A 26,023-nucleotide genomic window follows, 5' to 3' on the forward strand; every position below is an offset into this window, starting at 1 on the left:
TCACTCCGGCGCGCGCAGCCGCGCCAGCAGCGAGACCAGCACGAACAACAATGCGACCGCGCCGCCGTTATGCAGCACCGACACTTCCAGCGGCAACGCCAGCTTGACGTTGAGCATGCCCAGCGTCACCTGCACCGCCACCAGCACCGCCAGCGCACCGGCCCACACCCGCATGCCCGGCGAACGCGACAGCCGCCAGGCCAGCCACCACAGGTATAGCGCCGTCGCAATTGCCCACAACCGGTGCGCCATCTGGATGGCGATACGCGCTGCGCCATCGAGCACACCGCCTTCGTAATCCACCCCGATCCCGCGCCACAGCGTGAAGCCTTCGCGGAAGTCATGCGGCGGCCACCACTGGCTGACGCAGCGCGGGAAATTGTCGGCCGACCAGCTACCGCCGCCGCAGGCCAGCGCCGCGTAATTGGCACTGACCCAGCCGCCGAGGGCGATCTGCAGGCCCAGCACCGCCACGCCCGCACGCAGCAGCCACTTGAGCCGCGAGGCATCGGCCAGCGTGATCGGCAGGTGGGTCGCGCGCCAGGCCATCCACACCAGCAGCGAGAACATCAGCATGCCGCCGAGCAGATGGCCCATCACCACGATGGGTTTGAGCAGCAGCGTCACCGTCCACATGCCCAGCAGCGCCTGGAAGATCACCACCGCCAGCGTCAGCACCGCCGCACGCGCCAGGTCGATGTTGCTCCAGCGCAGCGCCGCCAGCAGCAGGATGGCCTCGCCGGCAATCGCCACGCCGAACGCCAGCGCGTGCCAGCCGGACATGTACAGCGGAATCGACAAGGCCACCAGCACCGCGGCAGAGACCACCTGGGCGATGCCCATGCGGCGGCGGCGCACCGCCAGCAACGACAGCACCAGCACCTCCACCCCGAGCGCGCCGGCCAGGAAGCGGTGCACCTGCTCGCGCCAGGCCTTGTGCGATTCCAGCGGCCGGATCTTGCTGGCCACATGCGTATTGGCTTCGTCGCTGGTCTGCGGCCAGGTAACGCGGCCGTAGCAGGTCGGCCAGTCCGGGCAGCTCATGCCGGCATCGGACAGGCGCACGAACGACCCAAACAGGATCGTGCTCGCAGTGAACAACGCAGCCAGCCAGGCCATGCGATGGAAGTGGCGGAACAATGCCGGTGGCGCAAACAGATTCATCGAAACGGGCTCACATCAGTTTCAGCAGTTTGACCAGATCGGCACGCAGGCCGGCCGGGTCGAACCCCGGGGCGTACCGCAGGATCACGAAGCCATTCGGGTCGATTACATACACCGGCACGCCGGCGGCATCGTTGGCACGCGGCAGGCCCTGCCGCAGCCGCGCGTCGTCGCGCAGCACACGCAGGGCCGGCATCGGCGGCAGACCGGCCGGCGGGGCGCCGATCCACAACACCTCCACCTTGTCGGCGCGATGCCCGAGCAGCTGCCACACCTTGTCCAGTTCGGCCGCCAACATCACGCACTGCTGCGTGCAGCCGGCAGGCGGTGCGAGCGCAATCCGCCACACACGTTCGGCAGGCGTCCAGGCATACGGCTGCCCGTCCGCGCGCACCGGCACCAACCCGCGCAGGTCCGCGGGCGGCTTGAGCAGTTCGCCGTGATTGCGCATCGATGCCGGCTGCCATCCGGAGAAGCGCAGCACGCCGGCCAGCAGCATCGAGCCGAAGAACAGCACCGCCAGTGCAATCAGCATCCTGCGGCCGCGTTTGACCGAATGCGGCGTGGCCGATGTGGAGGAGGTCATGCCGGCGATTTTCTCATGCCGCAGGCGTCAGTGCCCGCGTTGACGGCGGCGACGCGCACGCCAGCTCAGCAGCGTCGCGGTGACCAGCACGGCCGCGGCCAGACCGAACCATTGCACCGCATAACCCAAGTGCCGCGCGGGTGGCAGCGTGTTCGGCAGCATCTCCAGGTCGCGTGCATACCCGACCGGCAGGGCGGGATCCAGGCGCAGGACCTGCGACGAAATGTCGCGCCTGCCCAACGCGCTGCGCAGGGCGCTGGTATCCAGACGCGTGGCCAGCCAGGTCTGCGGCGCATTGCCGGCGGCCAACGCCGGCCCGATCGCAAGTCCGGCCGAGGGCGGCGCACTCAGCAAGCCCTGCAGTGTCCGGGTGCCTTGCAGCGGGGTGATCGTCGGCAACTGCCGATTGGCCGGCAACGGCAGCCAGCCCAGATCGACCAGCAGCGTGACCGGGCTGCCTTGCGGCGCGGCAAGTTGATAGATCCGCACACCGGCACGCCCGGCATGCAGCTGATTGTCCAGCAGCACCTGCTGCGGCAGGAACCGCACCTCTCCGCTCACCCAGGCCAGCGCATGCGGCGTGGCCAGCGCCTGTACCAGGGTCAACGGCGTCTGCCGCACATGCGCCGCGCGTTCCAGCAACGCCTGTTTGTCGTGCATGCGCTGCAGCTGCCACTGACCAAGCGCCGCAAACCCCGCACTGACCAGCACGGCCAGACACCATCCCAACACCGCCGTGTGCTTGCGCGTCATGACAAGCGACGCAAATAGGCGTGCAATGCCGCTACCACGCCGACGACCACCGGGGCTGTTGTGAACGATTCGCTCAAGACGTTGCTGATTGTCGCCTTCCTGATCGTGATCCTGTGGAACCTGGGTGCGGGCCTGTACTACCTGCTCACCGACCGTGGCGAAACCAAGCGCACCGTCAACGCACTGACCTGGCGCATCGGTCTATCGGTCGCACTGATCGCCGTCGTGATCCTCGGCATCTACACCGGCTGGATCAAGCCGCATGGGCTCGGCCGCTGACGCGGCCGATGGATTGGGGATTGGGGATTGGTAACAGCAAACGCAGATCGCTCTTGCGAATCCCCAATCCCGACTCCCCAATCTCCGCCCTCAAAGTACATACACGAACAGGAACAACGCCAGCCATACCACGTCGACGAAGTGCCAGTACCAGGCCGCCGCTTCGAAGGCGAAGTGGTTGTCGCGGGTAAAGTGCCCGCGCGCCACCCGCAGCCACATCACCGCCAGCATGATCGTGCCCAGCAGCACGTGCATGCCGTGGAAGCCGGTGAGCATGAAGAAGGTCGATCCGTAGATGCCCGATCCCAGCGTCAGATTGAGCTCGGTGTAGGCGTGGATGTATTCCTCGGCCTGCAGGAACAGGAACACGCAGCCCAGCAGCACGGTCAGGCCCAGCCACAGCAATAACGCCCCACGACGGCCGCCCTTGAGCGCGTGGTGCGCAATGGTCAAGGTCACGCCGGAACTGAGCAGGATCAGCGTATTGATCAGCGGCAGGCCCCAGGCCGGGATGGTCTGGAACTGCCCACCGATCGTGCCGGGGCCATTGGTCGGCCATGCAGCGGAATAGCCGTTCCACAGCAGCTCGTTGGTCATCACGCCATCGCCTTCGCCGCCCAGCCAGGGCAGCGTCAGCACACGCGTGTAGAACAAGGCGCCGAAGAAGGCGCAGAAGAACATCACCTCGGAAAAGATGAACCACACCATCCCCATGCGGAAGGAGCCGTCCACCTGGCGGTTGTAGTGCCCGGCGTTGGATTCGCGGATGACATCGCCAAACCACATGAACAAGGTCGCCAGCAACATCGCCATGCCGACGAAGAACGTCCAGCGCCCCCATGCCGCATCGTTGAGCCAGCTGGCCACGCCGATCATCATCACGAACATCGCAATCGACCCGACAAAGGGCCATTTGCTCTGGCTCGGGACGAAATACGCATCGGCGTTGGGACTATGGTCGGCCATGGCGTTGCTTCCGTGTCGGTGCTGCGTGTGGATGAAGGATCAAGGCGCCGCGCGCGGCGCGCTGGATGCGCCACCGCCCTGCAACTCCGAGGTCAGGGTGTCGTTGCGATAGAACGTGTAGGACAGGGTGATCGTGGTGACTTCCGGCGGCAGTGCCGGGTCGACGATGAAACGCAGCGGCATGTCGCGCGTTTCGCCGGCCTGCAACGCCTGCGCGGTAAAACAGAAGCATTCGGTCTTGTTGAAGTATCCGGATGCCCGCGCCGGTGCGACCGATGGCACCGCACTGCCGACCACTGCCCGCGCACTGTCATTGCGCGCGAAGTACAGCGCCTCGTTGAGTTCGCCCGGCACCACATCCATCGTCATCTGCTCGGGATGAAAGGTCCACGGCAGTTTGGAATTGACCCCGGCATCGAACTCCACCCGAACCGTGCGTTTGCCAGCCCCTGCAGTCGCAGCTGCATTGCCACGCGTACTGCCCGGCGCGCGCTCCATGCGGATGCCGAAGACTTTTTCGCACGCGATGCGATACAGCGGCACCAGCGAAAAGGTCAGCACGAACACGCCCAACACCACGCCCAGCAGCTTGAACAGGCCGGCCGTCGGTGCAGGTGCGGGCGCCCGCGCGTTCACCGCCCGATGACTCCCGACGCAATGAAACCCGCATAGATCAGCAGCGCGATGATGCCGACGGTGATCGCCGTGCGGCGCACCGCACGACGCTGTTGCGCCTGCCGTTCGGCAGCGGAGAGCAGACGTGCCACAGCCGGCGGCGCGGACTCAGTGACCGATGTCTTCATGCGCAAGATCTCCAGGCTTGATCACCGGCGGCACGGTGAAGGTATGCGCAGGTGCCGGCGACGGCACCGTCCACTCCAGTCCCTTGGCGCCTTCCCAGGCACGTGCGTCGGCCTTGGCGCCGCTGCGCAGCGAGGCGAGCAGGATGCCGGCCATCAGGAACGGCGTGGCGAACATGCCGAACGCGCCGATCGAGCTGATCAGGTTCCAGTCGGCAAACACCACGTTGTAATCGGGGATCCGCCGCGGCATGCCGGCCAGGCCAAGGAAATGCTGCGGGAAGAACAGCAGATTGACGAACACCATCGTCCACCAGAAATGGAACTTGGCCCAGGTCTCGTTGTACATCCGCCCGGTCCACTTCGGCCACCAGTAGTACACCGCCGCAATCAGCGCGAAGACCGCACCGGTAACCAGCACATAATGGAAATGCGCGACCACAAAATAGGTGTCGTGATACTGAAAATCCGCCGGCACGATTGCCAGCATCAAACCCGAAAATCCACCGATGCTGAAGAGAATCACGAACGCCACCGCCCACAGCATCGGCGATTCGAACGTCAGCGAGCCCTTCCACATCGTGCTGACCCAGTTGAACACCTTCACCCCGGTCGGGATGGAGATCAGCATCGTGGCAAACATGAAGTAGATTTCGCCGCCCAGCGGCATGCCCACGGTGAACATGTGGTGCGCCCACACGATGAAGCTCAGGAACGCGATCGCCGCGATCGCATAGACCATCGCCTGATAGCCGAACAGCGGCTTGCGGCTGAAGGTCGGGATGATCTCACTGACCACGCCGAACGCCGGCAGGATCATGATGTAGACCTCCGGATGCCCGAAGAACCAGAAGATGTGCTGGTACATCACCGGGTCGCCGCCGCCGGCCGCATTGAAGAAGCTGGTGCCGAAGAACTTGTCGGTCAGCAGCATGGTCACCGCACCGGCCAGCACCGGCATCACCGCGATCAGCAGGAAGGCGGTGATCAGCCACGCCCAGCAGAAGATCGGCATCTTCAGCAGGTCGATGCCCGGCGCGCGCATGTTCAGCACGGTGGCGATGATGTTGATCGCACCCATGATCGAACTGACGCCGGCCACATGGATCGCGAACACGCTGAAGGCCACGTTGTAGCCGCCCTGCAGCGACAGCGGCGGGTATAGCGTCCAGCCGCCGGCCGGCGCACCGCCGGGCAGGAACAGCGTCAGCAGCAGCAAGGTAAACGCCACCGGCAACAACCAGAACGACCAGTTGTTCATGCGCGGCAACGCCATGTCCGGCGCGCCGATCTGCAGCGGAATCATCCAGTTGGCCAGGCCGACGAAGGCCGGCATCACCCCGCCGAAGATCATCACCAGGGCATGCACGGTGGTCATCTGGTTGAAGAATTCCGGCTTGACGAACTGCAGCCCGGGCTGCATCAGTTCAGCGCGGATCACCACGCTCATCGCCGCGCCGATGATGAACATCACGAAGGAAAACAGCAGATACAGCGTGCCGATGTCCTTGTGATTGGTCGAGAAAAACCAGCGCTCGACGAAACCGGGCTGGTGGTGTCCGTGGTGATCGACTGCGGTATGCGCCATGACGGAACGACCTCTACGAAGCGGTGCGGTTGCGGGCGATTAAAGAGCGGCGGTCGGTGCGGCGGTCGGAGCAGGCGCTGCGGCTGGGGCGGCCTCACCGGCAGGCGGTGCTGCAGGTGTGGACGCCGGCGCCGGGGTGCCGGCCGGTGCAGCAGGCGCTGCGCTGGCACTGCGACGGGCCGCCAGCCAGCGCTGGAATTCGGCCTTGGGTAGCGCTTCCACCACGATCGGCATGAAGCCATGATCCTTGCCGCACAACTCGGCGCACTGCCCGCGATACACGCCCGGCTGCTCGATATTGGTCCATGCCTCGTTGACGATGCCGGGGATCGCGTCCTGCTTCCAGCCAAGGGCCGGCACCCACCACGCATGGATCACGTCGTCGGCGGTGATCACGAAACGGATCTTGGTGTTGACCGGCAGCACCAGGCGATTGTCCACGTCCAGCAGATAATGCGGTTGCGATGCAGCGGTCGGACGCTCGCCACTCTGGCGGATGCGATCGGATTCGCGCGCCAGCCGGCTGGTGAACTCCACGCCCTGGCCCAGATACTCGTATTTCCACATCCACTGGTAGCCGGTGACCTTGACGGTCATTTCCGACTCGCGGGTGTCGTACATCGCAATCAGCTTGGCCGTTGCCGGCCAGGCCATCGCAATCAGCACCAGCACCGGGATCACCGTCCACAGCACCTCTGCCGTGGTGTTGTGGCTGAATTGCGCGGCCACCGCCCCCTTGGACTTGCGGAACTTGAAGATCGCATAGCCCATCGCACCGAACACCAGCGCGCCGATCACCACGCAGACCCACAGCGCCACCATGTGCGCCTCGTAGGCCATGCGCGCGGTCTGGGTGACCCCGCGGCCCATGTTGAGCTGCCATTCCTTCGGGTCGGCCGATTGCGCCCAGGCAACCGAGGCGCTCGACAGCGCCAGCATCGCCAAAGCCAATTTCGGATACGTCGCCTTCCAGCTGCTGCGTTGCGTCATTGCCTAGACCCTTACGTCATCGGTGACGGCCATTGGCGGCCGCGAGCAAGCGTTTCAGCGTAGTTGCCAGTTCCACACGTTCGGCCGGCCCGAGAAAACTTCCAATCTCGATCTGCTTGCCGCTGCTGACCAGCACCACCCTGTCGTCGCGTTCCATGCATAACCGCACCCAATGCGGATGTGCCTGAAACGCTGGTGGCGCATGTCCGGATGGAAACACCTCGACAACGGTCTCCCCTACCCGGATCGCTTCTTCGCGCTCGCCACTTCGCCACAACTGCCGTAGCGCCAGCGCCACCACACCACTGTGCAACAGGGCGAACACCGGCGCGAATGCATTGCCGGTCCACCACCCCAGGCCCGCAAATACCCACATCGTTCCCGCCAACACTGCGAACAGCTGCACGAATTGCCTGGCCGACAATGCCCGCGGAGGCCGCAACCGCAACTGCGTCCCGACCCCTTCGGACATCAACGGCAGTACTTCGATCATTGGCAACACGCAGCGCACTGCGGGAATGGCCCGATGGTAGACCCGCACGAACGCATGCGGCAAGCGTTTCCGGCAATCATTCGATTGCTGCAGTGCAGCTAAAAACACGCGTAAATCAATCACTTCCCGGTGCATGTGCCGATGCCCGCGGCTGCGGCCGGCAAGGATCGAGTCCGTTTTGGGCCTGCGCCGGCCACGTGCACAAAACGGCGGAAAAGTTGCCGCTTCCACACAAGTGCGCAGGGGCTGCGGCTCTCTAGAATGAGCAAGGATTCCCAGGCACCCTTCGCATGAACGCTCAGCTCGACCCGCTTGCCTCTCCCTCAGTTGCGCGCCCGCTGCTGGCGCCCGAGCTGCCTGCCGCACCCGGCGCATTGCGTGCGGCGATCACCGCCGCCTGGCTCAAGGACGAAACCGAGCACGTCCGCGAATTGCTCGACCAGGCGCGTCTGCCCGCCGCCGAACAGGCCAAGGTGCAGGCAGTGGCCGCCGATCTGGTCACCCGCGTCCGCGCACGTGCGCAGGACCAGGGCGCGATCGAAGCCTTCATGCGCCAGTACGACCTGGGCAGCGAAGAAGGCGTCTTGCTGATGTGCGTGGCCGAAGCACTGTTGCGCATTCCCGACCAGGACACCGCAGACAAGCTGATCCGCGACAAGCTCGGCGATGCGGACTGGAAAAAACACGTCGGCGGCAGCGACTCGGTGCTGGTCAACGCATCGACCTGGGGCCTGATGCTCACCGGCAAGCTGGTGCAGCTCAACGACCTCACCCGCGCCGACGTGCCGGGGGCGTTCAAGCGCCTGATCGGCCGCGTCGGCGAGCCGGTGATTCGCCTGGCAGTGCGCCAGGCGATGAAGATCATGGGCCACCAGTTCGTCATGGGCCGCACCATCGGTGAGGCCCTGTCGCGTTCGCGCAAGGGCGACAACGCCGATTACCGCTATTCCTTCGACATGCTCGGCGAAGGCGCATTGACCATGAAGGATGCGCAGCGCTATCTGCAGGCGTACCGCGATGCCATCCACGCGATCGGCCGCAGCGGCAGTTTCGTCGGTACCGATGTCTTTGCGGCGCCCAGCATCTCGATCAAATTGTCCGCGCTGTATCCGCGCTACGAGCATGCCAAGCGCGCACGCGTGATGGCCGAGCTGGTGCCGGGCGTGCTCGAGCTGGCGCAACTGGCCAAGTCCTACGGCATCGGCTACACCGTCGATGCCGAAGAAGCCGACCGTCTGGAACTGTCGCTGGACATCATCGAGGCCACCTTCTCCGACCCGTCGCTGGATGGATGGGAGGGCTATGGCCTGGCGGTGCAGGCGTATCAGAAGCGCACGCCGTATACGATCGATTTTCTCGCCGATCTGGCACGCCGCGTCGGCCGTCGCATTCCGGTGCGTCTGGTCAAGGGCGCGTACTGGGACGCGGAGATCAAGCGCGCACAGATCGAAGGTCACCCCGGCTACCCGGTCTTTACCCGCAAGCAGAATACCGACGTGTCGTATCTGGCCTGCGCGCGCCGCATGTTCGCGCACAGCGATGCGCTGTATCCGATGTTCGCCACGCACAACGCGCAGACCATCGCGGCGGTACGCGCAATCGCAACGACCAAGCATTACGAACACCAGAAACTGCACGGCATGGGCGATGACCTGTATGCCGAAGTGATTCCGGCCGATCGCCTGGGACTGCCATGCCGCGTGTACGCCCCGGTCGGCTCGCACGAGGATCTGCTGCCGTACCTGGTGCGTCGCCTGCTCGAGAACGGCGCCAATTCCAGCTTCGTCAATCGCATCACCGACGAGGACGTCGCCATCGAAGACCTGATCCGCGATCCGGTCGAAGCGGTGTCCTCGTTCGGCTCCATTCCGCATCCCAAGATTCCGCTGCCCACCGATCTGTTGCGCAGCCAGAACCAACACAGGAAAAACTCCATGGGCGCCAATCTCGCCAACGACAACGATCTGCGGCAGCTGGCCGAGCAACTCAATGCCGCCATCAAGCCGTGGAAGGCCACCCCACTGGTGCCCGGCGCGGTGATCAGCACGCAGAGCGAGGCGGTGCGCAACCCGGCTGACCGACGCGAAACGGTCGGGCACTGGCAGCCGGCCGATCCGGCCACCGTGCAGACCTCGCTGGCAACCGCCGCTGCCGCGCAGCCGGCCTGGAACCGCACGCCGGCGGCCAGCCGCGCCACCATCCTGGAGCATGCCGCCGACCTGCTCGAAGCACGCATGCCCGAGTTCATGGCGATCTGCGTCAAGGAGGCCGGCAAAACCCTGCCCGACGCCGTGGCAGAAGTGCGTGAGGCGGTCGACTTCCTGCGTTATTACGCAGCCCAGGCACGCGCGCAGTTCGGCGCACCCGAGCGTCTGCCCGGGCCAACCGGCGAATCCAACGAACTGCAGCTGCATGGCCGCGGTGTCTTCGTCTGCATCAGCCCCTGGAACTTCCCGCTCGCCATCTTCCTCGGCCAGGTCGCCGCCGCATTGGCTGCCGGCAACAGCGTGATCGCCAAGCCTGCAGAGCAAACCAACTTGATCGGCTACGCTGCAGTGAAGCTGCTGCACGAAGCGGGTATCCCCGAAGCGGTCGTGCAGTTCCTGCCGGGCGACGGCGCCACCGTCGGCGCTGCGCTGACCAATGATCCGCGCGTGGCGGGCGTCGCCTTCACTGGCTCCACGGAGACCGCGCGCGTCATCAACCGTACCCTGGCGTCTCGCGATGCCGCGATCGGCGTGCTGATTGCCGAAACCGGTGGCCAGAACGCCTTCATCGCCGACTCGTCCTCGTTGCCGGAAGCCGTCGTCAAGGACGCGATCTCCAGCGCCTTCATGTCCGCCGGCCAACGCTGCTCGGCGGCCCGCGTGCTGTTCGTGCAGGACGACATCGCCGACAAGGTCATGACCATGCTGGCCGGCGCAATGGGAGAGCTGAAGATCGGCGATCCTGCGCTGCTGTCCACCGATGTTGGCCCCGTCATCGACGCAGATGCGCTCAAGATCCTCGACGATCATGCGGCGCGCATGGATCGCGAAGCCCGCCCGATCGGCACCACCACCCTGGACCCCGCCACTGCCAACGGCAGCTTTTTCGCCCCGCGTGCGTACGAGCTGGCCTCGCTCGCGCAGCTGCAGCGCGAAATTTTCGGGCCGGTCCTGCATGTCATCCGCTGGAAAGCCGACCAACTCGACGTCGTCATCGATCAGATCAATGCCACCGGTTACGGACTGACCCTGGGCGTGCACTCGCGCATCGACGAGACCATCGATCGCATCACCACGCGTGTTGCGGTCGGCAATGTCTACGTCAACCGCAATCAGATCGGTGCGGTCGTCGGCGTACAGCCCTTCGGCGGCCAGGGACTGTCAGGTACCGGCCCGAAAGCCGGCGGCCCGCATTACCTGCTTCGTTTTGCCACCGAGAAGGTCGTCACCGTCAATACGACGGCCGCAGGCGGCAACGCCTCGCTTCTGACACTGGGCGACTGAGGGCCAGGCCCACAACTATCAGGCCATCTCTCTTGGCTTGCTGAGGAAAACAAGAACCCCGCATCGCGGGGTTTTTGTTGTGCCCAGATGTCCGCACAAGGTCCCGTGCCCGTAGATCTGCATTGCGTAGAAGTAAGCGGTAGGTCATTGCCGCGCACAACGGCATCGTTGCCAGCACCTACCTCTCGGCATCGACTGAAAGTCAGAGGACAGAGGAGAGAAATAAGCTCAACCTTGGATGGTGTCAGTGACATGCGTAGGCAGCCGCGTCAGGTGCTGCATTACATGTCGATGAGTCCCCATATCACAGCGTGGCAGGGTGCCAAGGGATGCGCCTGGAGCGTCCGAGTGCCCGATTGCCCTGGCGCTACTCGGCTTCAGCTCTGCCTCTGGCTTTGCTTTAGCTCTGGCTCTGGCTTTGGCTTTGGCTTTGGCTTTGGCTTTGGCTTTGGCTTTTCGCGGTCGAATTTCGCACAAAAAGAAACCCTCAGTCCTGTTGGACTGAGGGTTTCGGGTAAAGCCCCTGGCGATGACCTACTCTCGCATGGCTTGAGCCACACTACCATCGGCGCAGCTGCGTTTCACTTCCGAGTTCGGGATGGGATCGGGTGGTTCCACAGCGCTAATTTCACCAGGGAGACGGTTGGAGCAGCGCTTGATAGCGCTCGTCTCGCATAGGTAACTTGTGACGTAGCTTGCGTTTGGTGATCTACCAACGTTCGTTGGGACCAAGGCAACTTGAGGTTATATGGTCAAGCCGCACGGATCATTAGTATCAGTTAGCTCAATACATTGCTGTACTTACACACCTGACCTATCAACCACATAGTCTATATGGTTCCTTTAGGGGGCTTGTGCCCCGGGAAGTCTCATCTTGAGGCGCGCTTCCCGCTTAGATGCTTTCAGCGGTTATCGCTTCCGAACATAGCTACCCGGCAATGCCACTGGCGTGACAACCGGAACACCAGAGGTTCGTCCACTCCGGTCCTCTCGTACTAGGAGCAGCCCCTCTCAAACTTCCAACGCCCATGGCAGATAGGGACCGAACTGTCTCACGACGTTCTGAACCCAGCTCGCGTACCACTTTAAATGGCGAACAGCCATACCCTTGGGACCGACTACAGCCCCAGGATGTGATGAGCCGACATCGAGGTGCCAAACACCGCCGTCGATATGAACTCTTGGGCGGTATCAGCCTGTTATCCCCGGAGTACCTTTTATCCGTTGAGCGATGGCCCTTCCATACAGAACCACCGGATCACTAAGACCTACTTTCGTACCTGCTTGATCCGTCGATCTTGCAGTCAAGCACGCTTATGCCTTTGCACACAGTGCGCGATGTCCGACCGCGCTGAGCGTACCTTCGTGCTCCTCCGTTACTCTTTAGGAGGAGACCGCCCCAGTCAAACTACCCACCATACACGGTCCCTGATCCGGATAACGGATCTAGGTTAGAACGTCAAGCACGACAGGGTGGTATTTCAAGGATGGCTCCACTGCAGCTAGCGCCACAGTTTCATAGCCTCCCACCTATCCTACACAGACGAACTCAACGTTCAGTGTAAAGCTATAGTAAAGGTTCACGGGGTCTTTCCGTCTTGCCACGGGAACGCTGCATCTTCACAGCGATTTCAATTTCACTGAGTCTCGGGTGGAGACAGCGCCGCTGTCGTTACGCCATTCGTGCAGGTCGGAACTTACCCGACAAGGAATTTCGCTACCTTAGGACCGTTATAGTTACGGCCGCCGTTTACTGGGGCTTCGATCAAGAGCTTCGCCTTGCGGCTGACCCCATCAATTAACCTTCCAGCACCGGGCAGGCGTCACACCCTATACGTCCACTTTCGTGTTTGCAGAGTGCTGTGTTTTTGATAAACAGTCGCAGCGGCCTGGTTTCTGCGACCCTCTTCAGCTATAGCTCGCATGAGCCACCAAAAAGGGTGCACCTTCTCCCGAAGTTACGGTGCCATGTTGCCTAGTTCCTTCACCCGAGTTCTCTCAAGCGCCTGAGAATTCTCATCCTACCCACCTGTGTCGGTTTACGGTACGGTCTTCGTGAGCTGAAGCTTAGGAGCTTTTCCTGGAAGCGTGGTATCAGTGACTTCGCCATAAAGGCTCGTCTCGGTGCTCGGTCTTAAAGGATCCCGGATTTGCCAAAGATCCAAACCTACCGCCTTTCCCCGGGACAACCAACGCCCGGTACACCTAACCTTCTCCGTCCCTCCATCGCACTCACGCGAGGTGCAGGAATATTAACCTGCTTCCCATCGACTACGGCTTTCGCCCTCGCCTTAGGGACCGACTAACCCTGCGTCGATTAACGTTGCGCAAGGAAACCTTGGGCTTTCGGCGTGCGGGCTTTTCACCCGCATTATCGTTACTCATGTCAGCATTCGCACTTCCGATACCTCCAGCAGACTTCTCAATCCACCTTCGCAGGCTTACGGAACGCTCCTCTACCGCGCATAAAACAAGTTTTATGCACCCCAAGCTTCGGTTCACTGCTTAGCCCCGTTAAATCTTCCGCGCAGACCGACTCGACCAGTGAGCTATTACGCTTTCTTTAAAGGGTGGCTGCTTCTAAGCCAACCTCCTGGCTGTCTATGCCTTTCCACATCGTTTTCCACTTAGCAGTGAATTTGGGACCTTAGCTGTGGGTCTGGGTTGTTTCCCTTTTCACGACGGACGTTAGCACCCGCCGTGTGTCTCCCGGATAGTACGTACTGGTATTCGGAGTTTGCAATGGTTTGGTAAGTCGCGATGACCCCCTAGCCATAACAGTGCTCTACCCCCAGTAGTATTCGTCCGAGGCGCTACCTAAATAGCTTTCGAGGAGAACCAGCTATCTCCGGGTTCGATTAGCTTTTCACTCCTAATCACAGCTCATCCCCGTCTTTTGCAACAGACGTGGGTTCGGGCCTCCAGTACCTGTTACGGCACCTTCACCCTGGCCATGACTAGATCACCCGGTTTCGGGTCTACTGCCCGCGACTATGCGCCCTTATCAGACTCGGTTTCCCTTCGCCTCCCCTATACGGTTAAGCTTGCCACGAACAGTAAGTCGCTGACCCATTATACAAAAGGTACGCAGTCACTCTTGCGAGCTCCTACTGCTTGTACGCACACGGTTTCAGGATCTATTTCACTCCCCTCTCCGGGGTTCTTTTCGCCTTTCCCTCACGGTACTGGTTCACTATCGGTCGGTCAGGAGTATTTAGCCTTGGAGGATGGTCCCCCCATATTCAGACAGGGTTTCACGTGCCCCGCCCTACTCGTCTTCACTGGAGTGGCCCTTTTAAATACAGGGCTATCACCTTCTATGGCCAATCTTTCCAGATTGTTTTTCTAAAGCCATTCCAGCTTAAGGGCTGCTCCCCGTTCGCTCGTCACTACTTAGGGAATCTCGGTTGATTTCTTTTCCTCCGGTTACTTAGATATTTCAGTTCACCGGGTTCGCTTCCAGCAGCTATGAATTCACTGCAGGATACTGCCGAAGCAGTGGGTTTCCCCATTCGGATATTGCCGGATCAAAGCTTGTTGCCAGCTCCCCGACACTTTTCGCAGGCTACCACGTCCTTCATCGCCTCTGACCGCCTAGGCATCCACCGTGTGCGCTTATTCGCTTGACCATATAACCCCAAGTTGCCTCGGAGCTACATGCCGTGTTGTGTGGGGTACAAAGCCACCAACGCGAACATACGACTCAATTATTTAGGGACTCGAAGTCCCCGCCTTAGCCTCAACGACACGTTTAGATAGATATCTCAAACGCTCGCTACGTCACAAGTTATAAAAGAACATGTATCAGCCTCAACGCTGATCCATATAAATTCTTAAGTGTGCACTACATTCAGAGTGGTGGGTCTGGGTAGACTCGAACTACCGACCTCACCCTTATCAGGGGTGCGCTCTAACCACCTGAGCTACAGACCCGAAGTCTTTTCACTCAATATGGTGGAGCCTGTCGGGATCGAACCGACGACCCCCTGCTTGCAAAGCAGGTGCTCTCCCAGCTGAGCTAAGGCCCCAAAAGGGACTTCGCATACCGACCTGTGCCGGTATGAATCTCTGAATGCAGGTAATTTGTGAGGACGCCCGCAAGACGATGACGTCATGCTCAAAAGGAGGTGATCCAGCCGCACCTTCCGATACGGCTACCTTGTTACGACTTCACCCCAGTCATCGGCCACACCGTGGCAAGCGCCCTCCCGAAGGTTAAGCTACCTGCTTCTGGTGCAACAAACTCCCATGGTGTGACGGGCGGTGTGTACAAGGCCCGGGAACGTATTCACCGCAGCAATGCTGATCTGCGATTACTAGCGATTCCGACTTCATGGAGTCGAGTTGCAGACTCCAATCCGGACTGAGATAGGGTTTCTGGGATTGGCTTACCCTCGCGGGTTTGCAGCCCTCTGTCCCTACCATTGTAGTACGTGTGTAGCCCTGGTCGTAAGGGCCATGATGACTTGACGTCATCCCCACCTTCCTCCGGTTTGTCACCGGCGGTCTCCTTAGAGTTCCCACCATTACGTGCTGGCAACTAAGGACAAGGGTTGCGCTCGTTGCGGGACTTAACCCAACATCTCACGACACGAGCTGACGACAGCCATGCAGCACCTGTCTCACGGTTCCCGAAGGCACCAATCCATCTCTGGAAAGTTCCGTGGATGTCAAGACCAGGTAAGGTTCTTCGCGTTGCATCGAATTAAACCACATACTCCACCGCTTGTGCGGGCCCCCGTCAATTCCTTTGAGTTTCAGTCTTGCGACCGTACTCCCCAGGCGGCGAACTTAACGCGTTAGCTTCGATACTGCGTGCCAAATTGCACCCAACATCCAGTTCGCATCGTTTAGGGCGTGGACTACCAGGGTATCTAATCCTGTTTGCTCCCCACGCTTTCGTGCCTCAGTGTCAGTGTTGGTCCAGGTAGCCGCCTTCGCCACGGATGTTCCTCCCGATCTCTACGCATTTCACTGCTACACCGGGAATTCCGCTACCCTCTACCACACTCTAGTGACCCAGTATCCACTGCAATTCCCAGGTTGAGCCCAGGGCTTTCACAACAGACTTAAACCACCACCTACGCACGCTTTACGCCCAGTAATTCCGAGTAACGCTTGCACCCTTCGTATTACCGCGGCTGCTGGCACGAAGTTAGCCGGTGCTTATTCTTTGGGTACCGTCAGAACAATCGGGTATTAACCGACTGCTTTTCTTTCCCAACAAAAGGGCTTTACAACCCGAAGGCCTTCTTCACCCACGCGGCATGGCTGGATCAGGCTTGCGCCCATTGTCCAATATTCCCCACTGCTGCCTCCCGTAGGAGTCTGGACCGTGTCTCAGTTCCAGTGTGGCTGATCATCCTCTCAGACCAGCTACGGATCGTCGCCTTGGTGGGCCTTTACCCCGCCAACTAGCTAATCCGACATCGGCTCATTCAATCGCGCGAAGCCCGAAGGTCCTCCGCTTTCACCCGTAGGTCGTATGCGGTATTAGCGTAAGTTTCCCTACGTTATCCCCCACGAAAGAGTAGATTCCGATGTATTCCTCACCCGTCCGCCACTCGCCACCCATAAGAGCAAGCTCTTACTGTGCTGCCGTTCGACTTGCATGTGTTAGGCCTGCCGCCAGCGTTCACTCTGAGCCAGGATCAAACTCTTCACTTAAAATTACATGCCCGAAGGCAAATTACTTTAGCTGCAGAAGTTCAACCACTGGCAACTTATCGCTTGCAAAGCAATTAATATGTTGCATTTTGATTAAACGTCTGCAAGATGGACAATCATCCTTCCTGCAGGCGTCCGCACAAATTACCTGCGCACACTGTCAAAGAACATTGGGAAGTGGCCTCAGCGCCGTTCCCGTCAGCTTCGTCGTTTCCGTCGAAGCGAGCCGCCCATTATAGCGGACTTTTTCTTGCCGTCAACACCTCATTTCGAGGTGGTTGACGCTGCTTCGTTTCGACCCGAAGGTTTTCTGCGAAGCGAGCCGGCCATATTAGCAGGCTTTTCATCTTCGTCAACCCCTCGTGAAGAGGAAGTTGCCGCTGCTGCACTTCAATCCGCCGTAGCGTCTTTCCGTGTAGCGAGCCGCCCATCATAGCCGGCTTTTCCGTTTCGTCAACACCCTAAATCAGGGAATTTTCGAACCCTTTTCGCTCTGGTTCCGCGTTTGCGGGGCCGTTGCGTCGGGGGAGGCGAACTATAGGCCCAAGCGGAGCATTTGGGAAGGGTTTTGTGAAAAAAATTTCACGATCTTCTTCTCTGCTGCAACGGCACGCCCTTGTGGTGCGCTATGGCAAGCCGCCGATCCGACTCAGGCGTTACGCCCCTCTCTATATAGAGGTCACCGCACAGCGGGGTTGCCGCTATGCAGCAACCTCGCGGCAGCTCAGCCGCCGACCAGCGCCACACGGGCGAAATTGCGTTTACCTACCTGGATGACACCTTCGAAGCCTGGCCCGAACTGGCGTGCCGGATCTTCGACCACTTCGCCATCGATCTTGACCGCTCGCTCCTTGAGCTTGCGCGTAGCTTCCGAATTACTTGGCGTCAGGCCGGCTGCAGTAAGCAGGCTTGCGATCCGCAGACCTTCTGCCGGTACAGCGACCTGCTGCAGCGGCAACAGGCTGGTGTCGCCCTGCCCTGTCACTACCGCGTGCCAGCCGGCGATGGCCTGCTCCGCGGTAGCAGGGTCATGGAAACGTGCGGTGAGTTCGCGTGCCAGCCGCAATTTGACCTCACGCGGGTGCAGTTCACCCGAGGCGACCTGCGCCTTCAGGCGCTCTGCTTCGGCCACGCTGATGTCGAAAGACAGCAGATCGATCCAGCGCCAGGTCAGCTCGTCGCCGATCTTCATGGTCTTGGTGACGATGTCGATGGCCGGCTCGTTGATGCCGATGTAGTTGCCCAGCGACTTGGACATCTTGGCCACGCCGTCCAGGCCTTCCAGCAGCGGCATCGTCAGCACGACCTGCGGGGCCTGGCCGTAGTGCTCCTGCAGGCCACGGCCCATCAGCAGGTTGAACTTCTGGTCGGTGCCGCCCAGTTCGACGTCCGCCTTCAGGGCGACCGAGTCGTAGCCCTGCACCAGCGGATACAGGAATTCGTGGATGGCGATCGGCTGCTGGCCAGTGAAGCGCTTGGCGAAGTCGTCGCGCTCGAGCATGCGCGCCACCGTGTGCTGCGCGGACAGCTTGATCATGTCCGCCGCGCTCATCTGGCCGAACCACTCGGAGTTGAAGCGCACCTCGGTGCGTTCGCGGTCCAGGATCTTGAAGACCTGCTCCTCATAGGTACGCGCGTTGGCCAGCACATCGTCGCGGCTCAGCGGCTTGCGGGTGACGTTCTTGCCGCTCGGGTCGCCGATCATGCCGGTGAAGTCACCGATCAGGAAGATCACCTGGTGCCCGAGCTGCTGGAACTGCCGCATCTTGTTGAGCAACACGGTGTGGCCCAGATGCAGATCCGGCGCGGTGGGATCGAAACCGGCCTTGACCCGCAGGGGTACGCCTGATTTCAGTCGCGCTTCGAGCTGATCGAGCTTGAGGATCTCCTCGGTGCCGCGACCGATGAGTGCGAGGGATTCTTCGATAGTGGCCAACCACAGACTCCAGCGGCGTTTGCCGTCAACAACGTGAACGATGTTAAACGCGGGTTAATTCCGCGCCAAATGAAAATGTTGAACAGGCTCAATGGTTTGACGCGCTGTTACAGGCTGTCTATGGTACCGGCGATTGGGCTCGCACTTCGAGCCAGCGAGGAATTTGAACGATGCAGAATTCAGAGCAGGGCCGTGCACGCAAGCGGCGCTTTCACGAACGCCTTCACGTCCTCCACGACACTGCCCTGCATCGCAAGCTCAAGGCGCATCTCCCGGCGGCGTTCAACGACCGGTGGACACGCCGTCATTGGATCCATGCCAGCCTGTTCGCGACCATCGGTGCGCTGGTGGCCACGATCGTGCCGGGCTTCTCCAACGCCATCGATACCCCGCTGTCCAGCCATTCCACGCTGGCCTTGCCGCTGCCGCCGCTGGTGCCGAGCCGCAAGCAACTGGCGCCGAGCACCGATTGGGAAATTCTGCAGGTCAAGTCCGGGCAGACGCTGAGCACCTTGTTCGGCGAGTTGGGAATCCCGACGGCGGTGATGTACCAGGTACTGGCGCATCCGGGCACCAAGGAGGCGCTGACCAAGCTGCGTCCGGGCGCCGAGATCGCCTTCGATATGCCGACGCCGGGCGAGTTGCGCGCCTTGCGCTTCGACCGCGACGACAGCCACCGCGTGGAGTTGCGCCTGCTGGGCGACAGCGTGCGCGAGAACGTCACCGAGCGGGCGACGACCACGCGCACGGTGGTGGCGAGTGGGGAAATCAGCAGCTCGCTGTACGCCTCGGCCGGCAAGTCGGGGTTGTCGCCGGCAGCGGTGGCGATCATGACCGACGAGATCTTCAAGTACGACATCGACTTCGACAAGGATCTGCAGCCGGGCGATCGCTTCAGCGTGGTGATGGACGAAACCTGGCGCGAGGGCGAGCGGATCAATACCGGCGACATCCTGGCAGCGACCTTTACCACCGGCGGCAAGACCTACACCGGCTTCCGCTTCGAGCGTGCCGGCAAGCCGGCCGAGTATTTCGACATCACCGGCCGGCCGTTGAAGAAGAGCTTCATCCGCATGCCGGTGGCCTACAGCCGCATCAGCTCGACCTTTGGCGCACGCAAGCATCCGGTGCTGGGCACCATGCGCATGCACAAGGGCGTGGACTACGCGGCAGCCTCGGGCACGCCGATCATGGCTGCCGGCGATGCGCGGGTGGTGTTCGTCGGCACCCAGCGCGGCTACGGCAATGTGGTGATCCTGGACCACGGCAGGAACTTCAGCACGCTGTACGGGCATATGTCGCGCTTCGGCAAGATCAAGGCCGGCCAGCGCATCAACCAGGGCACGGTGATCGGCTATGTCGGCATGACCGGCCTGGCGACCGGCCCGCACCTGCATTACGAATTCCGCGTTGCCGGGCAGCAGCGCAACCCGATGTCGGTGACCATGCCGCCGCCCGAGCCCTTGCAGGGTGCCGAACTGGCCGCCTTCCGCGCGCAGACGGCGCCGGCACTGGCGCGTATCGAAGGCATGGAGAAGTTGATCTATGCCGACGTCGGCAAGCCTGCCAAGGGCAAGCCGCGCGGTTGAGTGGCGGCGGCTGACTCCTCAGCCGCCGACATGGCCATCGCCGGTCGGATGGCTGCGCGGCGTTCGCGAAGGAGCTGATAGCTCATGCAACGTTGCGGCCGGCACCGGATCGCTGCCAGCGTCCAGTGGAAACCATGATGCCGACGCGACAGTCGGCGCTGCCGGTGCAGCGCTGACTATCGAGCGTAGAGCCGATTGGCCTCATCGCGAGGCATGCCGGGGCGGTTGACTCTCCCACCCCGGCTGCACAAGCTGCATGACCACTGTGCAACTGGCTCTGGCATGTCTGCTCCGGAACACCTGGAATCCCCGCTCTACCTGGGCCTGATGTCGGGCACCAGCGCCGACGGCATCGATGCCGCACTGGTGCGCTTTGCCGATGACAGCCATCGCCGCTGCGAACTGGTTGCCGGCACCACCGTGGCCTGGGAGCCGCAACTGCGCGACACGCTGGTGATGCTGGGCCAGGGCGCCGACGTGATCGCCATCGATGCGCTTGGACAACTGGATGCGCAGGTGGGGCTGGCGTTTGCGGCCGCTGCCAATCAACTGATCCGCGACAGCGGCATCGCGCGTGGGCGCGTTCGCGCGATCGGCTCGCATGGGCAGACCATTCGGCATCGCCCCAAGGCCGATCCGGCCTTTACCTGGCAGATCGGCGATGCCAGCCGGATTGCCGAGCACACCGGCATCACCACGGTGGCCGATTTCCGCCGTCGCGATGTGGCTGCCGGCGGTCAGGGCGCGCCGCTGATGCCGGCCTTTCATCTGGCCATGCTGGGCACGGGCGATGAAGACCGCGCGGTGCTCAATCTGGGCGGCATCGGTAACCTGACGCTGATCCCGCGCGATGGCGCGGTGCTGGGCTTCGATACCGGGCCGGCCAATGCCTTGCTGGACAGCTGGTGCCAACAGCATCGCGGCACGGCGTTCGATGCCGACGGTGCGTTCGCCGCCAGCGGGCGCGTCGATACCCCACTGCTGCAGGCGTTGCTGGCCGACCCGTGGTTTGCGCTGGCGCCGCCCAAGAGCACCGGGCGCGAGCAGTTCCATCTGGACTGGGCGATGCAGGCGATGCGGTCGCTGGGAGACGTGGCGCTGTCTGCGGCCGATGTGCAGGCGACCCTGCTCGAACTGACCGCGGCCAGTGTCGCCGACGCGTTGCTGCGGCTGCAGCCCGATACCCGCCGGGTGCTGGTGTGCGGTGGCGGGGTGCGCAATCCGGTATTGATGGCACGACTGGCGGCGCGACTGCCGGGCGTGGTGGTGGAATCCAGCGCGCGGCATGGGCTGGATCCGGACTATCTGGAGGCGATGGGGTTCGCATGGTTGGCCGCGGAGCTGCTCGCAGGCCGGGCCGCCAATCTGCCGTCGGTGACCGGGGCGGCCGGGCCGCGGTTGCTGGGGGCGATCCATCCGGCGTGACAGGCCTGGATCAGTTGCGAGCGCCCGCAGTCGCAGCATCCTCGCGCCGGATGGATTCGCACGCGAGGCAGCGCTGGCTGACCGTTTGCAGCTACGGACTATTCCCCGCCGGCAGCGCCTTGAGCGCGGCAATCGCTTCGGCCAGGGCATCGACTTCCGGGTGTTGCAGGCCGCCGGTGACTTCGTATTCGCTGGCGAACAGGCCCTGTTCGAGCAGATGCATCACGGTCTGGTGCTGGGTCCAGCCGCGAGCGACGGAGATGCGACGGATCCTGTCCACCAGCAATGGATCGATGTCCCGCAACACCAGATCGGTCATGCCCTGCCTCGTGCACTGCGCTGCCCCGCCTGCATCATCGGTAACCTTGGCGGCCGTTTCAATCCGGGCGCCCATCGCGGGCATCCAGCCGCGGCCACAGCCAGGCAAGCAGGGCCAGCGTGGGAACCACGGTCAGGGCGCTGAGGATGAAGAAGGTGCTGTAGGAGGTGGCCTCGACCAGGAACCCGGACACACCGCCGGCGAATTTACCCGGCAAATTGGCCAGCGACACCAGCAAGGCGTACTGGGTGGCGGTGAAATTGCGATTTGTCAGCGATGACATGAAGGCCACCAGCACGGTACCGGCGAACCCCTGGAACAGATTGTCGGCACTGAGTGCGGCGTAGAACGCCCACAATTTGCCAGGGTTCTGCGCCATCAACAAAAACGCCAGGTTGGACAGCGCCACGCCCAGGGCGGCCACCAGCAGCATGCGACGGAAGCCGAACGCCGCCACCGCCGCACCGCCGGCGAACGCGCCGACGATGCCCATCCACACGCCGAACAGCTTGGACACCGTGGCGATGTCGGCCTTGGTGTAGCCCGAATCCAGATAGAACGGCCCGGCCATCACGCCGATCACCTGATCCGGGAACTTGAACAGGCCGACAAATGCCAGCAGGACGATGCCCAGCGCCAGCCCATTGCTGGAGAAGAAACTGGAAATGGGCTGCCAGAATGCGCCGGCTACGTCGATGCGACGCACCACCGTGACCAGCGGCCGGTCCGGCTCGCGGCATACCAGGGTGGTGATGATCGGCAGCAGCATCAGCGCCGACATGGCCAGGTACGCCGAAGTCCAGTTGAGGTATTCGGCCAGATACAGCGCCCCGGCGCCACCGAGGATCAGGCCGATCCGATAGCCCAGAGTGTAGGTCGCCGCCAAGGCGGCCTGCGCGGTATCTGGGGCAATTTCGATGCGGTAGGCATCCACCACCGAATCCTGCGTGGCGCCCCAGAACGAGGCGAACAGCACCCAGGCGACCAGGCCGGTGACACTCATGTCCGGGCGCGAAAACGCCAGTGCGAACAGGCCGGCAGTGACGCCGAGTTGCGAGACCAGCAGCCAGGAACGCCGGCGGCCCAGAAACGCGGTGATCGGGAACGCATAGCGGTCGATCAGCGGAGCCCACAGGAACTTGAGCAGGTAAAAAAAGCTTGCCAGGCTGATCAGACCGATGCTGCCCAGATCCAGCCCGACGTCGCGCAGCCGGGTGGACAGGGTCTGCGAGGCGATCAACAGAAACGGCAGACCGCTGCCGAAACCCAGCAGTGCCATGGTTGCCGCCGATGGCGTGGCGAAGGCCTGCCGGATGCCGCGCAGTCCTTTGTAGTTGGGTACAGGCTTGGTCATGCGCGTGGCCGCTGGGAACGGGTGCTGATTGTTGCCGGGCGGGCAGTATCGCTAGCCGCTGCACGGATTGACCTGCCGGAAACGCATGATTGGCTCCATGAAGGATCCATCGCCATCAGGCTGCGGCCAGGCACAGCCTGCACGCACTCGACGTTGATCTCCATGGGGTGGCTAGAAGCACACCGCTGGGGGGCCTGGCCAACCGTCCCCATGCTCGTCTCTGCCAGCCGCGCGCCCTCACTCACTCCGCGTAATCCACGATGTACGGCGCGTGGTCGGAGAAGCGCTGCTCGCGGTAGATGGAGCAGGCCTTCACCTTGTCGCGCAGGCCGGGGGTGACCAGTTGGTAGTCGATGCGCCAACCGACGTTGTTGGTGCGCGCCGCGCCGCGGTTGCTCCACCAGGTGTAGTCCTGGCCCTGGGGATGCAACACGCGGTAGGTATCGACCCAGCCGCGGCCGCTGGCGGCGTTGGCGTCTTCCAGCGCATCGGCACACAGGCCGTTGAGCCAGTCGCGCTCGGGCGGCAGGCAGCCGGAATTCTTCTGGTTGGACTTCCAGTTCTTGATATCCAGCGCCGAGCGCACGATGTTCCAGTCGCCGCACAGCACGTACTGCCGGCCGCTGGCCAGCCACTGCTCCAGGATCGGCCGCAGCCATTCCATCACCTGGAACTTGTAGCCCTGGCGCAACTCGCCCGACGAGCCGGACGGGATATAGAAGGACACCACGCTGAGGTTGCCGAAGCGCGCTTCGACATAGCGGCCTTCTTCGTCGAACTCGGGCCAGCCCAGCGCGGTGCGCACTTCATCGGGCTCGTGCCTGCTGTAGATGGCCACGCCGCTGTAGCCCTTCTTGGTGCTGGCGTCGCGAAACCAGGCCTTGTAGCCGGTGGGCAGGAACTTGGGACCGGCCAGCTGATGCTCCTGGGCCTTGGTCTCCTGCACGCACAGCACGTCGGCGTCCTGGTCGGCGAACCACTCGAAGAAACCCTTGGTGACGGCCGAGCGCAGGCCGTTGGCGTTGAAACTGATGATGCGCATGAATGAAGAGCCGGGATTCGGGAATGGGGATTGGAGATTCGGGAAAGCGTACCGCATCAGCGGATGCCGCAAGGCGCGACCGGCTATGCTTTCCAATCCCGAGTCCCCACTCCCCAATCTCGTCACCATGACCGACCACCGCACCCGTTTCCTGCAGCTGGCCCTGGGCGCCGATGCCCTGCGCTTTGGCGAGTTCACGCTCAAGTCCGGGCGGCTCAGCCCGTATTTCTTCAATGCCGGGCGCTTCGATTCGGGCGCCAAGACTGCGCAGCTGGCGCAGTGCTATGCCGATGCGATCGATGCGGCCGGGGTGGAGTTCGATCTGTTGTTCGGGCCGGCCTACAAGGGCATCCCGCTGGCGACCGCACTGGCCTGCGCCTATGCCGGACGCGGGCGCGACCTGCCGCTGGCGTTCAACCGCAAGGAAGCCAAGGACCATGGCGAGGGCGGCAGCCTGATCGGTGCGCCGCTTGAGGGCCGCAAGGTGTTGATCGTCGACGACGTGATCACCGCCGGCACCGCGATCCGCGAGGCGCTGGGCATCATCCGTGGCGCCGGCGGCATTCCGTCCGGGATCGTGGTGGCGCTGGACCGGCAGGAGATCGCCTCCGAGCAGGATCGCCGCTCGGCTGCGCAGGCGGTGGCGGCCGAGGCCGGCATCCCGGTGATCGCGGTGGCCAACCTGGGCGACCTGCTTGCTTTTGCGGCAGGAAACGCCGACCTTGTGGGCTTCCGGGAACCGCTGCTGGCCTATCGTGGCCGCTACGGCACCGACACCACAGGCTGACGGCAGGCGACAGGGGGCTGCGATGATGCCGAGACACACCCGTTTGGCGTTACTCGCCGCCGTTGCGGCAGCCGTGGCCGCCGCACCTGCCATCGCGCAGGACAAGCCGGCCGCGAAGAAGCTGTATTGCTGGAACCAGAACGGCGCCCGGGTATGCAGCGATACGCTGCCGCCGGAGGCGGTCAATCAGGCGCGCGACGAATTCAACGCCAAGAGCGGCCTGCGCAGCGCCGAGGTGCAGCGCGCCATGAACAGCGACGAGCGCGCCGCAGCAGCCGCCAGCGAGCAGCAACGCCAGGCCGACTTGGCCGCCGAGCAGATGCGCCAGCGCACCGACCAGGCGATGTTGATGTCCTACCAGAGTGAGGACGACCTGCGCCGGGTCTTCAACGAGCGCATCGCCATCGTCGACAACAACATCCACACCGCGCGCTTCAACGTGACCAGCCTGCGCGAAGGGCTGGCCAGCATGCTGCGCAGCGCCGGCGACCGCGAACTGGCCGGCCAGGCGGTGGCCGACAAGCTGGCCGCCGACATCCAGCAACGCCATCGCGAGCTGATGGCGCAATTGCGTCTGCAGACCAGCTTCGAGCAGCAACGGGTGGCGCTGGACGGCGAGATCGCCGACATCCTGCAGCGCTACCGGGCGATGAAGGAGCCGCCGGCCGGCGCCGCGCCCACCGGCTGACCGGCGCAGCCGTCATTTCCGCCCGTGCAGCGCACTGCGGCGGGCGGCATTTCCCGATCCGACGCCCTGCCCGCATAATGGCCGGTCTTACTCCCTGCCCACGAGG

General features: G+C 62.6%; 19 protein-coding genes, 2 tRNA genes and 3 rRNA genes. 6 read left to right on the forward strand and 18 right to left on the reverse strand.

What is annotated here, in order from left to right:
* Genes ACCQ04_RS18435 through ACCQ04_RS18445 form a run of 3 tightly spaced genes read right to left on the reverse strand, consistent with a single transcriptional unit; the run spans position 1 to position 2,503 of the window.
* Entirely contained in the window at positions 1-1,164 is a 1,164-nt protein-coding gene (locus tag ACCQ04_RS18435; RefSeq protein WP_016902809.1) for a COX15/CtaA family protein, read from the reverse strand.
* A gap of 10 nt (positions 1,165-1,174) precedes the next feature.
* Positions 1,175-1,750, reverse strand: a complete 576-nt coding sequence (locus tag ACCQ04_RS18440; RefSeq protein WP_039816002.1) for a redox-active disulfide-containing membrane protein — start codon at positions 1,748-1,750, stop codon at positions 1,175-1,177.
* 27 nt (positions 1,751-1,777) lie between these two features.
* A complete protein-coding gene (locus ACCQ04_RS18445; RefSeq protein WP_046344778.1) occupies positions 1,778-2,503 on the reverse strand; it encodes an SURF1 family protein in 726 nt (241 codons plus the stop codon).
* Between the two features lie 60 nt (positions 2,504-2,563).
* On the opposite strand from ACCQ04_RS18445, the gene ACCQ04_RS18450 reads away from it, so the two are divergent.
* Positions 2,564-2,782: a twin transmembrane helix small protein gene (locus ACCQ04_RS18450; RefSeq protein ID WP_006449736.1), complete on the forward strand. Its 219-nt coding sequence runs from the start codon at positions 2,564-2,566 to the stop codon at positions 2,780-2,782.
* A gap of 90 nt (positions 2,783-2,872) precedes the next feature.
* Here the strand turns inward: ACCQ04_RS18450 and ACCQ04_RS18455 are convergent, their stop codons facing one another.
* The 6 genes from ACCQ04_RS18455 to ACCQ04_RS18480 are packed head-to-tail and all read right to left on the reverse strand — an operon-like array spanning position 2,873 to position 7,619.
* A complete protein-coding gene (locus ACCQ04_RS18455) occupies positions 2,873-3,748 on the reverse strand; it encodes a cytochrome c oxidase subunit 3 (RefSeq protein ID WP_016902806.1) in 876 nt (291 codons plus the stop codon).
* Between the two features lie 39 nt (positions 3,749-3,787).
* A complete protein-coding gene (locus ACCQ04_RS18460) occupies positions 3,788-4,384 on the reverse strand; it encodes a cytochrome c oxidase assembly protein (protein ID WP_102580522.1) in 597 nt (198 codons plus the stop codon).
* Positions 4,381-4,551: a hypothetical protein gene (locus tag ACCQ04_RS18465; protein WP_024938846.1), complete on the reverse strand. Its 171-nt coding sequence runs from the start codon at positions 4,549-4,551 to the stop codon at positions 4,381-4,383. Before ACCQ04_RS18465 ends, ACCQ04_RS18460 begins: the two co-directional genes overlap by 4 nt.
* Complete coding sequence (ctaD, locus tag ACCQ04_RS18470; RefSeq protein WP_016902803.1) at positions 4,532-6,136, reverse strand: cytochrome c oxidase subunit I; 1,605 nt, start codon at positions 6,134-6,136, stop codon at positions 4,532-4,534. The genes ACCQ04_RS18465 and ctaD overlap by 20 nt, the downstream gene beginning before the upstream one ends.
* A 39-nt stretch (positions 6,137-6,175) precedes the next feature.
* Entirely contained in the window at positions 6,176-7,126 is a 951-nt protein-coding gene (gene coxB, locus ACCQ04_RS18475) for a cytochrome c oxidase subunit II (RefSeq protein ID WP_024938844.1), read from the reverse strand.
* A 16-nt stretch (positions 7,127-7,142) separates the two neighbouring features.
* Positions 7,143-7,619 (reverse strand): DUF2244 domain-containing protein, encoded by a 477-nt coding sequence (locus ACCQ04_RS18480; RefSeq protein ID WP_016902801.1) that lies wholly within the window; start codon positions 7,617-7,619, stop codon positions 7,143-7,145.
* A 290-nt stretch (positions 7,620-7,909) separates the two neighbouring features.
* Between ACCQ04_RS18480 and putA the strand changes: the two genes are divergently transcribed.
* Positions 7,910-11,110 carry a bifunctional proline dehydrogenase/L-glutamate gamma-semialdehyde dehydrogenase PutA gene (gene putA, locus ACCQ04_RS18485; RefSeq protein WP_226427555.1) on the forward strand — a complete coding sequence of 1,067 codons (3,201 nt, stop codon included), beginning with the start codon at positions 7,910-7,912 and terminating at the stop codon, positions 11,108-11,110.
* Positions 11,111-11,631: 521 nt separating this feature from the next.
* On the opposite strand, the gene rrf is transcribed toward putA, so the two are convergent.
* The 6 genes from rrf to tyrS all read right to left on the reverse strand — a co-directional run bounded on the left by rrf (position 11,632) and on the right by tyrS (position 18,713).
* A 5S ribosomal RNA gene (gene rrf, locus ACCQ04_RS18490) occupies positions 11,632-11,746 on the reverse strand.
* 112 nt (positions 11,747-11,858) lie between these two features.
* Positions 11,859-14,739, reverse strand: a 23S ribosomal RNA gene (locus tag ACCQ04_RS18495).
* 227 nt (positions 14,740-14,966) lie between these two features.
* Positions 14,967-15,043, reverse strand: a tRNA-Ile gene (locus ACCQ04_RS18500).
* 19 nt (positions 15,044-15,062) lie between these two features.
* Positions 15,063-15,138 (reverse strand) — tRNA-Ala (locus ACCQ04_RS18505).
* Between the two features lie 92 nt (positions 15,139-15,230).
* Positions 15,231-16,777, reverse strand: a 16S ribosomal RNA gene (locus tag ACCQ04_RS18510).
* Together the 16S, 23S and 5S rRNA genes with 2 tRNA genes alongside form the textbook arrangement of a ribosomal RNA operon.
* Before the next feature lie 724 nt (positions 16,778-17,501).
* On the reverse strand, positions 17,502-18,713 hold the full coding sequence (tyrS, locus tag ACCQ04_RS18515) for a tyrosine--tRNA ligase (protein ID WP_226427963.1): 1,212 nt from the start codon (positions 18,711-18,713) through the stop codon (positions 17,502-17,504).
* 170 nt (positions 18,714-18,883) lie between these two features.
* Here tyrS and ACCQ04_RS18520 point away from each other — a divergent pair, with 170 nt between their 5' ends.
* Together ACCQ04_RS18520 and ACCQ04_RS18525 are read left to right on the forward strand one after the other, a co-directional pair.
* Positions 18,884-20,302, forward strand: coding sequence for a M23 family metallopeptidase (locus ACCQ04_RS18520; RefSeq protein WP_184381537.1), 1,419 nt, complete (start codon positions 18,884-18,886; stop codon positions 20,300-20,302).
* 282 nt (positions 20,303-20,584) lie between these two features.
* Positions 20,585-21,727, forward strand: a complete 1,143-nt coding sequence (locus ACCQ04_RS18525; RefSeq protein ID WP_226427962.1) for an anhydro-N-acetylmuramic acid kinase — start codon at positions 20,585-20,587, stop codon at positions 21,725-21,727.
* Positions 21,728-21,818: 91 nt separating this feature from the next.
* Here ACCQ04_RS18525 and ACCQ04_RS18530 read toward each other — a convergent pair whose 3' ends face one another.
* From ACCQ04_RS18530 to ACCQ04_RS18540, 3 genes are all read right to left on the reverse strand, one after another.
* Positions 21,819-22,046, reverse strand: a complete 228-nt coding sequence (locus tag ACCQ04_RS18530) for a hypothetical protein (protein WP_016901952.1) — start codon at positions 22,044-22,046, stop codon at positions 21,819-21,821.
* 58 nt (positions 22,047-22,104) lie between these two features.
* Positions 22,105-23,400: an AmpG family muropeptide MFS transporter gene (locus ACCQ04_RS18535; RefSeq protein WP_016901953.1), complete on the reverse strand. Its 1,296-nt coding sequence runs from the start codon at positions 23,398-23,400 to the stop codon at positions 22,105-22,107.
* 241 nt (positions 23,401-23,641) lie between these two features.
* A complete protein-coding gene (locus ACCQ04_RS18540; RefSeq protein ID WP_039524873.1) occupies positions 23,642-24,442 on the reverse strand; it encodes an exodeoxyribonuclease III in 801 nt (266 codons plus the stop codon).
* A 127-nt stretch (positions 24,443-24,569) separates the two neighbouring features.
* Here ACCQ04_RS18540 and pyrE point away from each other — a divergent pair, with 127 nt between their 5' ends.
* Both pyrE and ACCQ04_RS18550 read left to right on the forward strand, forming a co-directional pair.
* A complete protein-coding gene (gene pyrE / locus ACCQ04_RS18545) occupies positions 24,570-25,229 on the forward strand; it encodes an orotate phosphoribosyltransferase (protein WP_024940459.1) in 660 nt (219 codons plus the stop codon).
* Between the two features lie 22 nt (positions 25,230-25,251).
* Positions 25,252-25,917 carry a hypothetical protein gene (locus ACCQ04_RS18550; RefSeq protein ID WP_100224744.1) on the forward strand — a complete coding sequence of 222 codons (666 nt, stop codon included), beginning with the start codon at positions 25,252-25,254 and terminating at the stop codon, positions 25,915-25,917.
* Positions 25,918-26,023: the final 106 nt, after the last annotated feature.

Source organism: Xanthomonas sp. NCPPB 2866, from assembly GCF_041475745.2.
Lineage (GTDB): Bacteria > Pseudomonadota > Gammaproteobacteria > Xanthomonadales > Xanthomonadaceae > Xanthomonas > Xanthomonas arboricola.

Bases quoted from the DNA above. Each gene is read 5' to 3' on its own strand.
- ACCQ04_RS18435 (WP_016902809.1), bottom strand. From the start codon at position 1,164: ATGAATCTGTTTGCGCCACCGGCATTGTTCCGCCACTTCCATCGCATG.
- ACCQ04_RS18440 (WP_039816002.1), bottom strand. From the start codon at position 1,750: ATGACCTCCTCCACATCGGCCACGCCGCATTCGGTCAAACGCGGCCGC.
- ACCQ04_RS18445 (WP_046344778.1), bottom strand. From the start codon at position 2,503: ATGACGCGCAAGCACACGGCGGTGTTGGGATGGTGTCTGGCCGTGCTG.
- ACCQ04_RS18455 (WP_016902806.1), bottom strand. From the start codon at position 3,748: ATGGCCGACCATAGTCCCAACGCCGATGCGTATTTCGTCCCGAGCCAG.
- ACCQ04_RS18465 (WP_024938846.1), bottom strand. From the start codon at position 4,551: ATGAAGACATCGGTCACTGAGTCCGCGCCGCCGGCTGTGGCACGTCTG.
- ctaD (WP_016902803.1), bottom strand. From the start codon at position 6,136: ATGGCGCATACCGCAGTCGATCACCACGGACACCACCAGCCCGGTTTC.
- coxB (WP_024938844.1), bottom strand. From the start codon at position 7,126: ATGACGCAACGCAGCAGCTGGAAGGCGACGTATCCGAAATTGGCTTTG.
- ACCQ04_RS18480 (WP_016902801.1), bottom strand. From the start codon at position 7,619: ATGATCGAAGTACTGCCGTTGATGTCCGAAGGGGTCGGGACGCAGTTG.
- putA (WP_226427555.1), top strand. From the start codon at position 7,910: ATGAACGCTCAGCTCGACCCGCTTGCCTCTCCCTCAGTTGCGCGCCCG.
- ACCQ04_RS18520 (WP_184381537.1), top strand. From the start codon at position 18,884: ATGCAGAATTCAGAGCAGGGCCGTGCACGCAAGCGGCGCTTTCACGAA.
- ACCQ04_RS18525 (WP_226427962.1), top strand. From the start codon at position 20,585: ATGTCTGCTCCGGAACACCTGGAATCCCCGCTCTACCTGGGCCTGATG.
- ACCQ04_RS18530 (WP_016901952.1), bottom strand. From the start codon at position 22,046: ATGACCGATCTGGTGTTGCGGGACATCGATCCATTGCTGGTGGACAGG.
- ACCQ04_RS18535 (WP_016901953.1), bottom strand. From the start codon at position 23,400: ATGACCAAGCCTGTACCCAACTACAAAGGACTGCGCGGCATCCGGCAG.
- ACCQ04_RS18540 (WP_039524873.1), bottom strand. From the start codon at position 24,442: ATGCGCATCATCAGTTTCAACGCCAACGGCCTGCGCTCGGCCGTCACC.
- pyrE (WP_024940459.1), top strand. From the start codon at position 24,570: ATGACCGACCACCGCACCCGTTTCCTGCAGCTGGCCCTGGGCGCCGAT.
- ACCQ04_RS18550 (WP_100224744.1), top strand. From the start codon at position 25,252: ATGATGCCGAGACACACCCGTTTGGCGTTACTCGCCGCCGTTGCGGCA.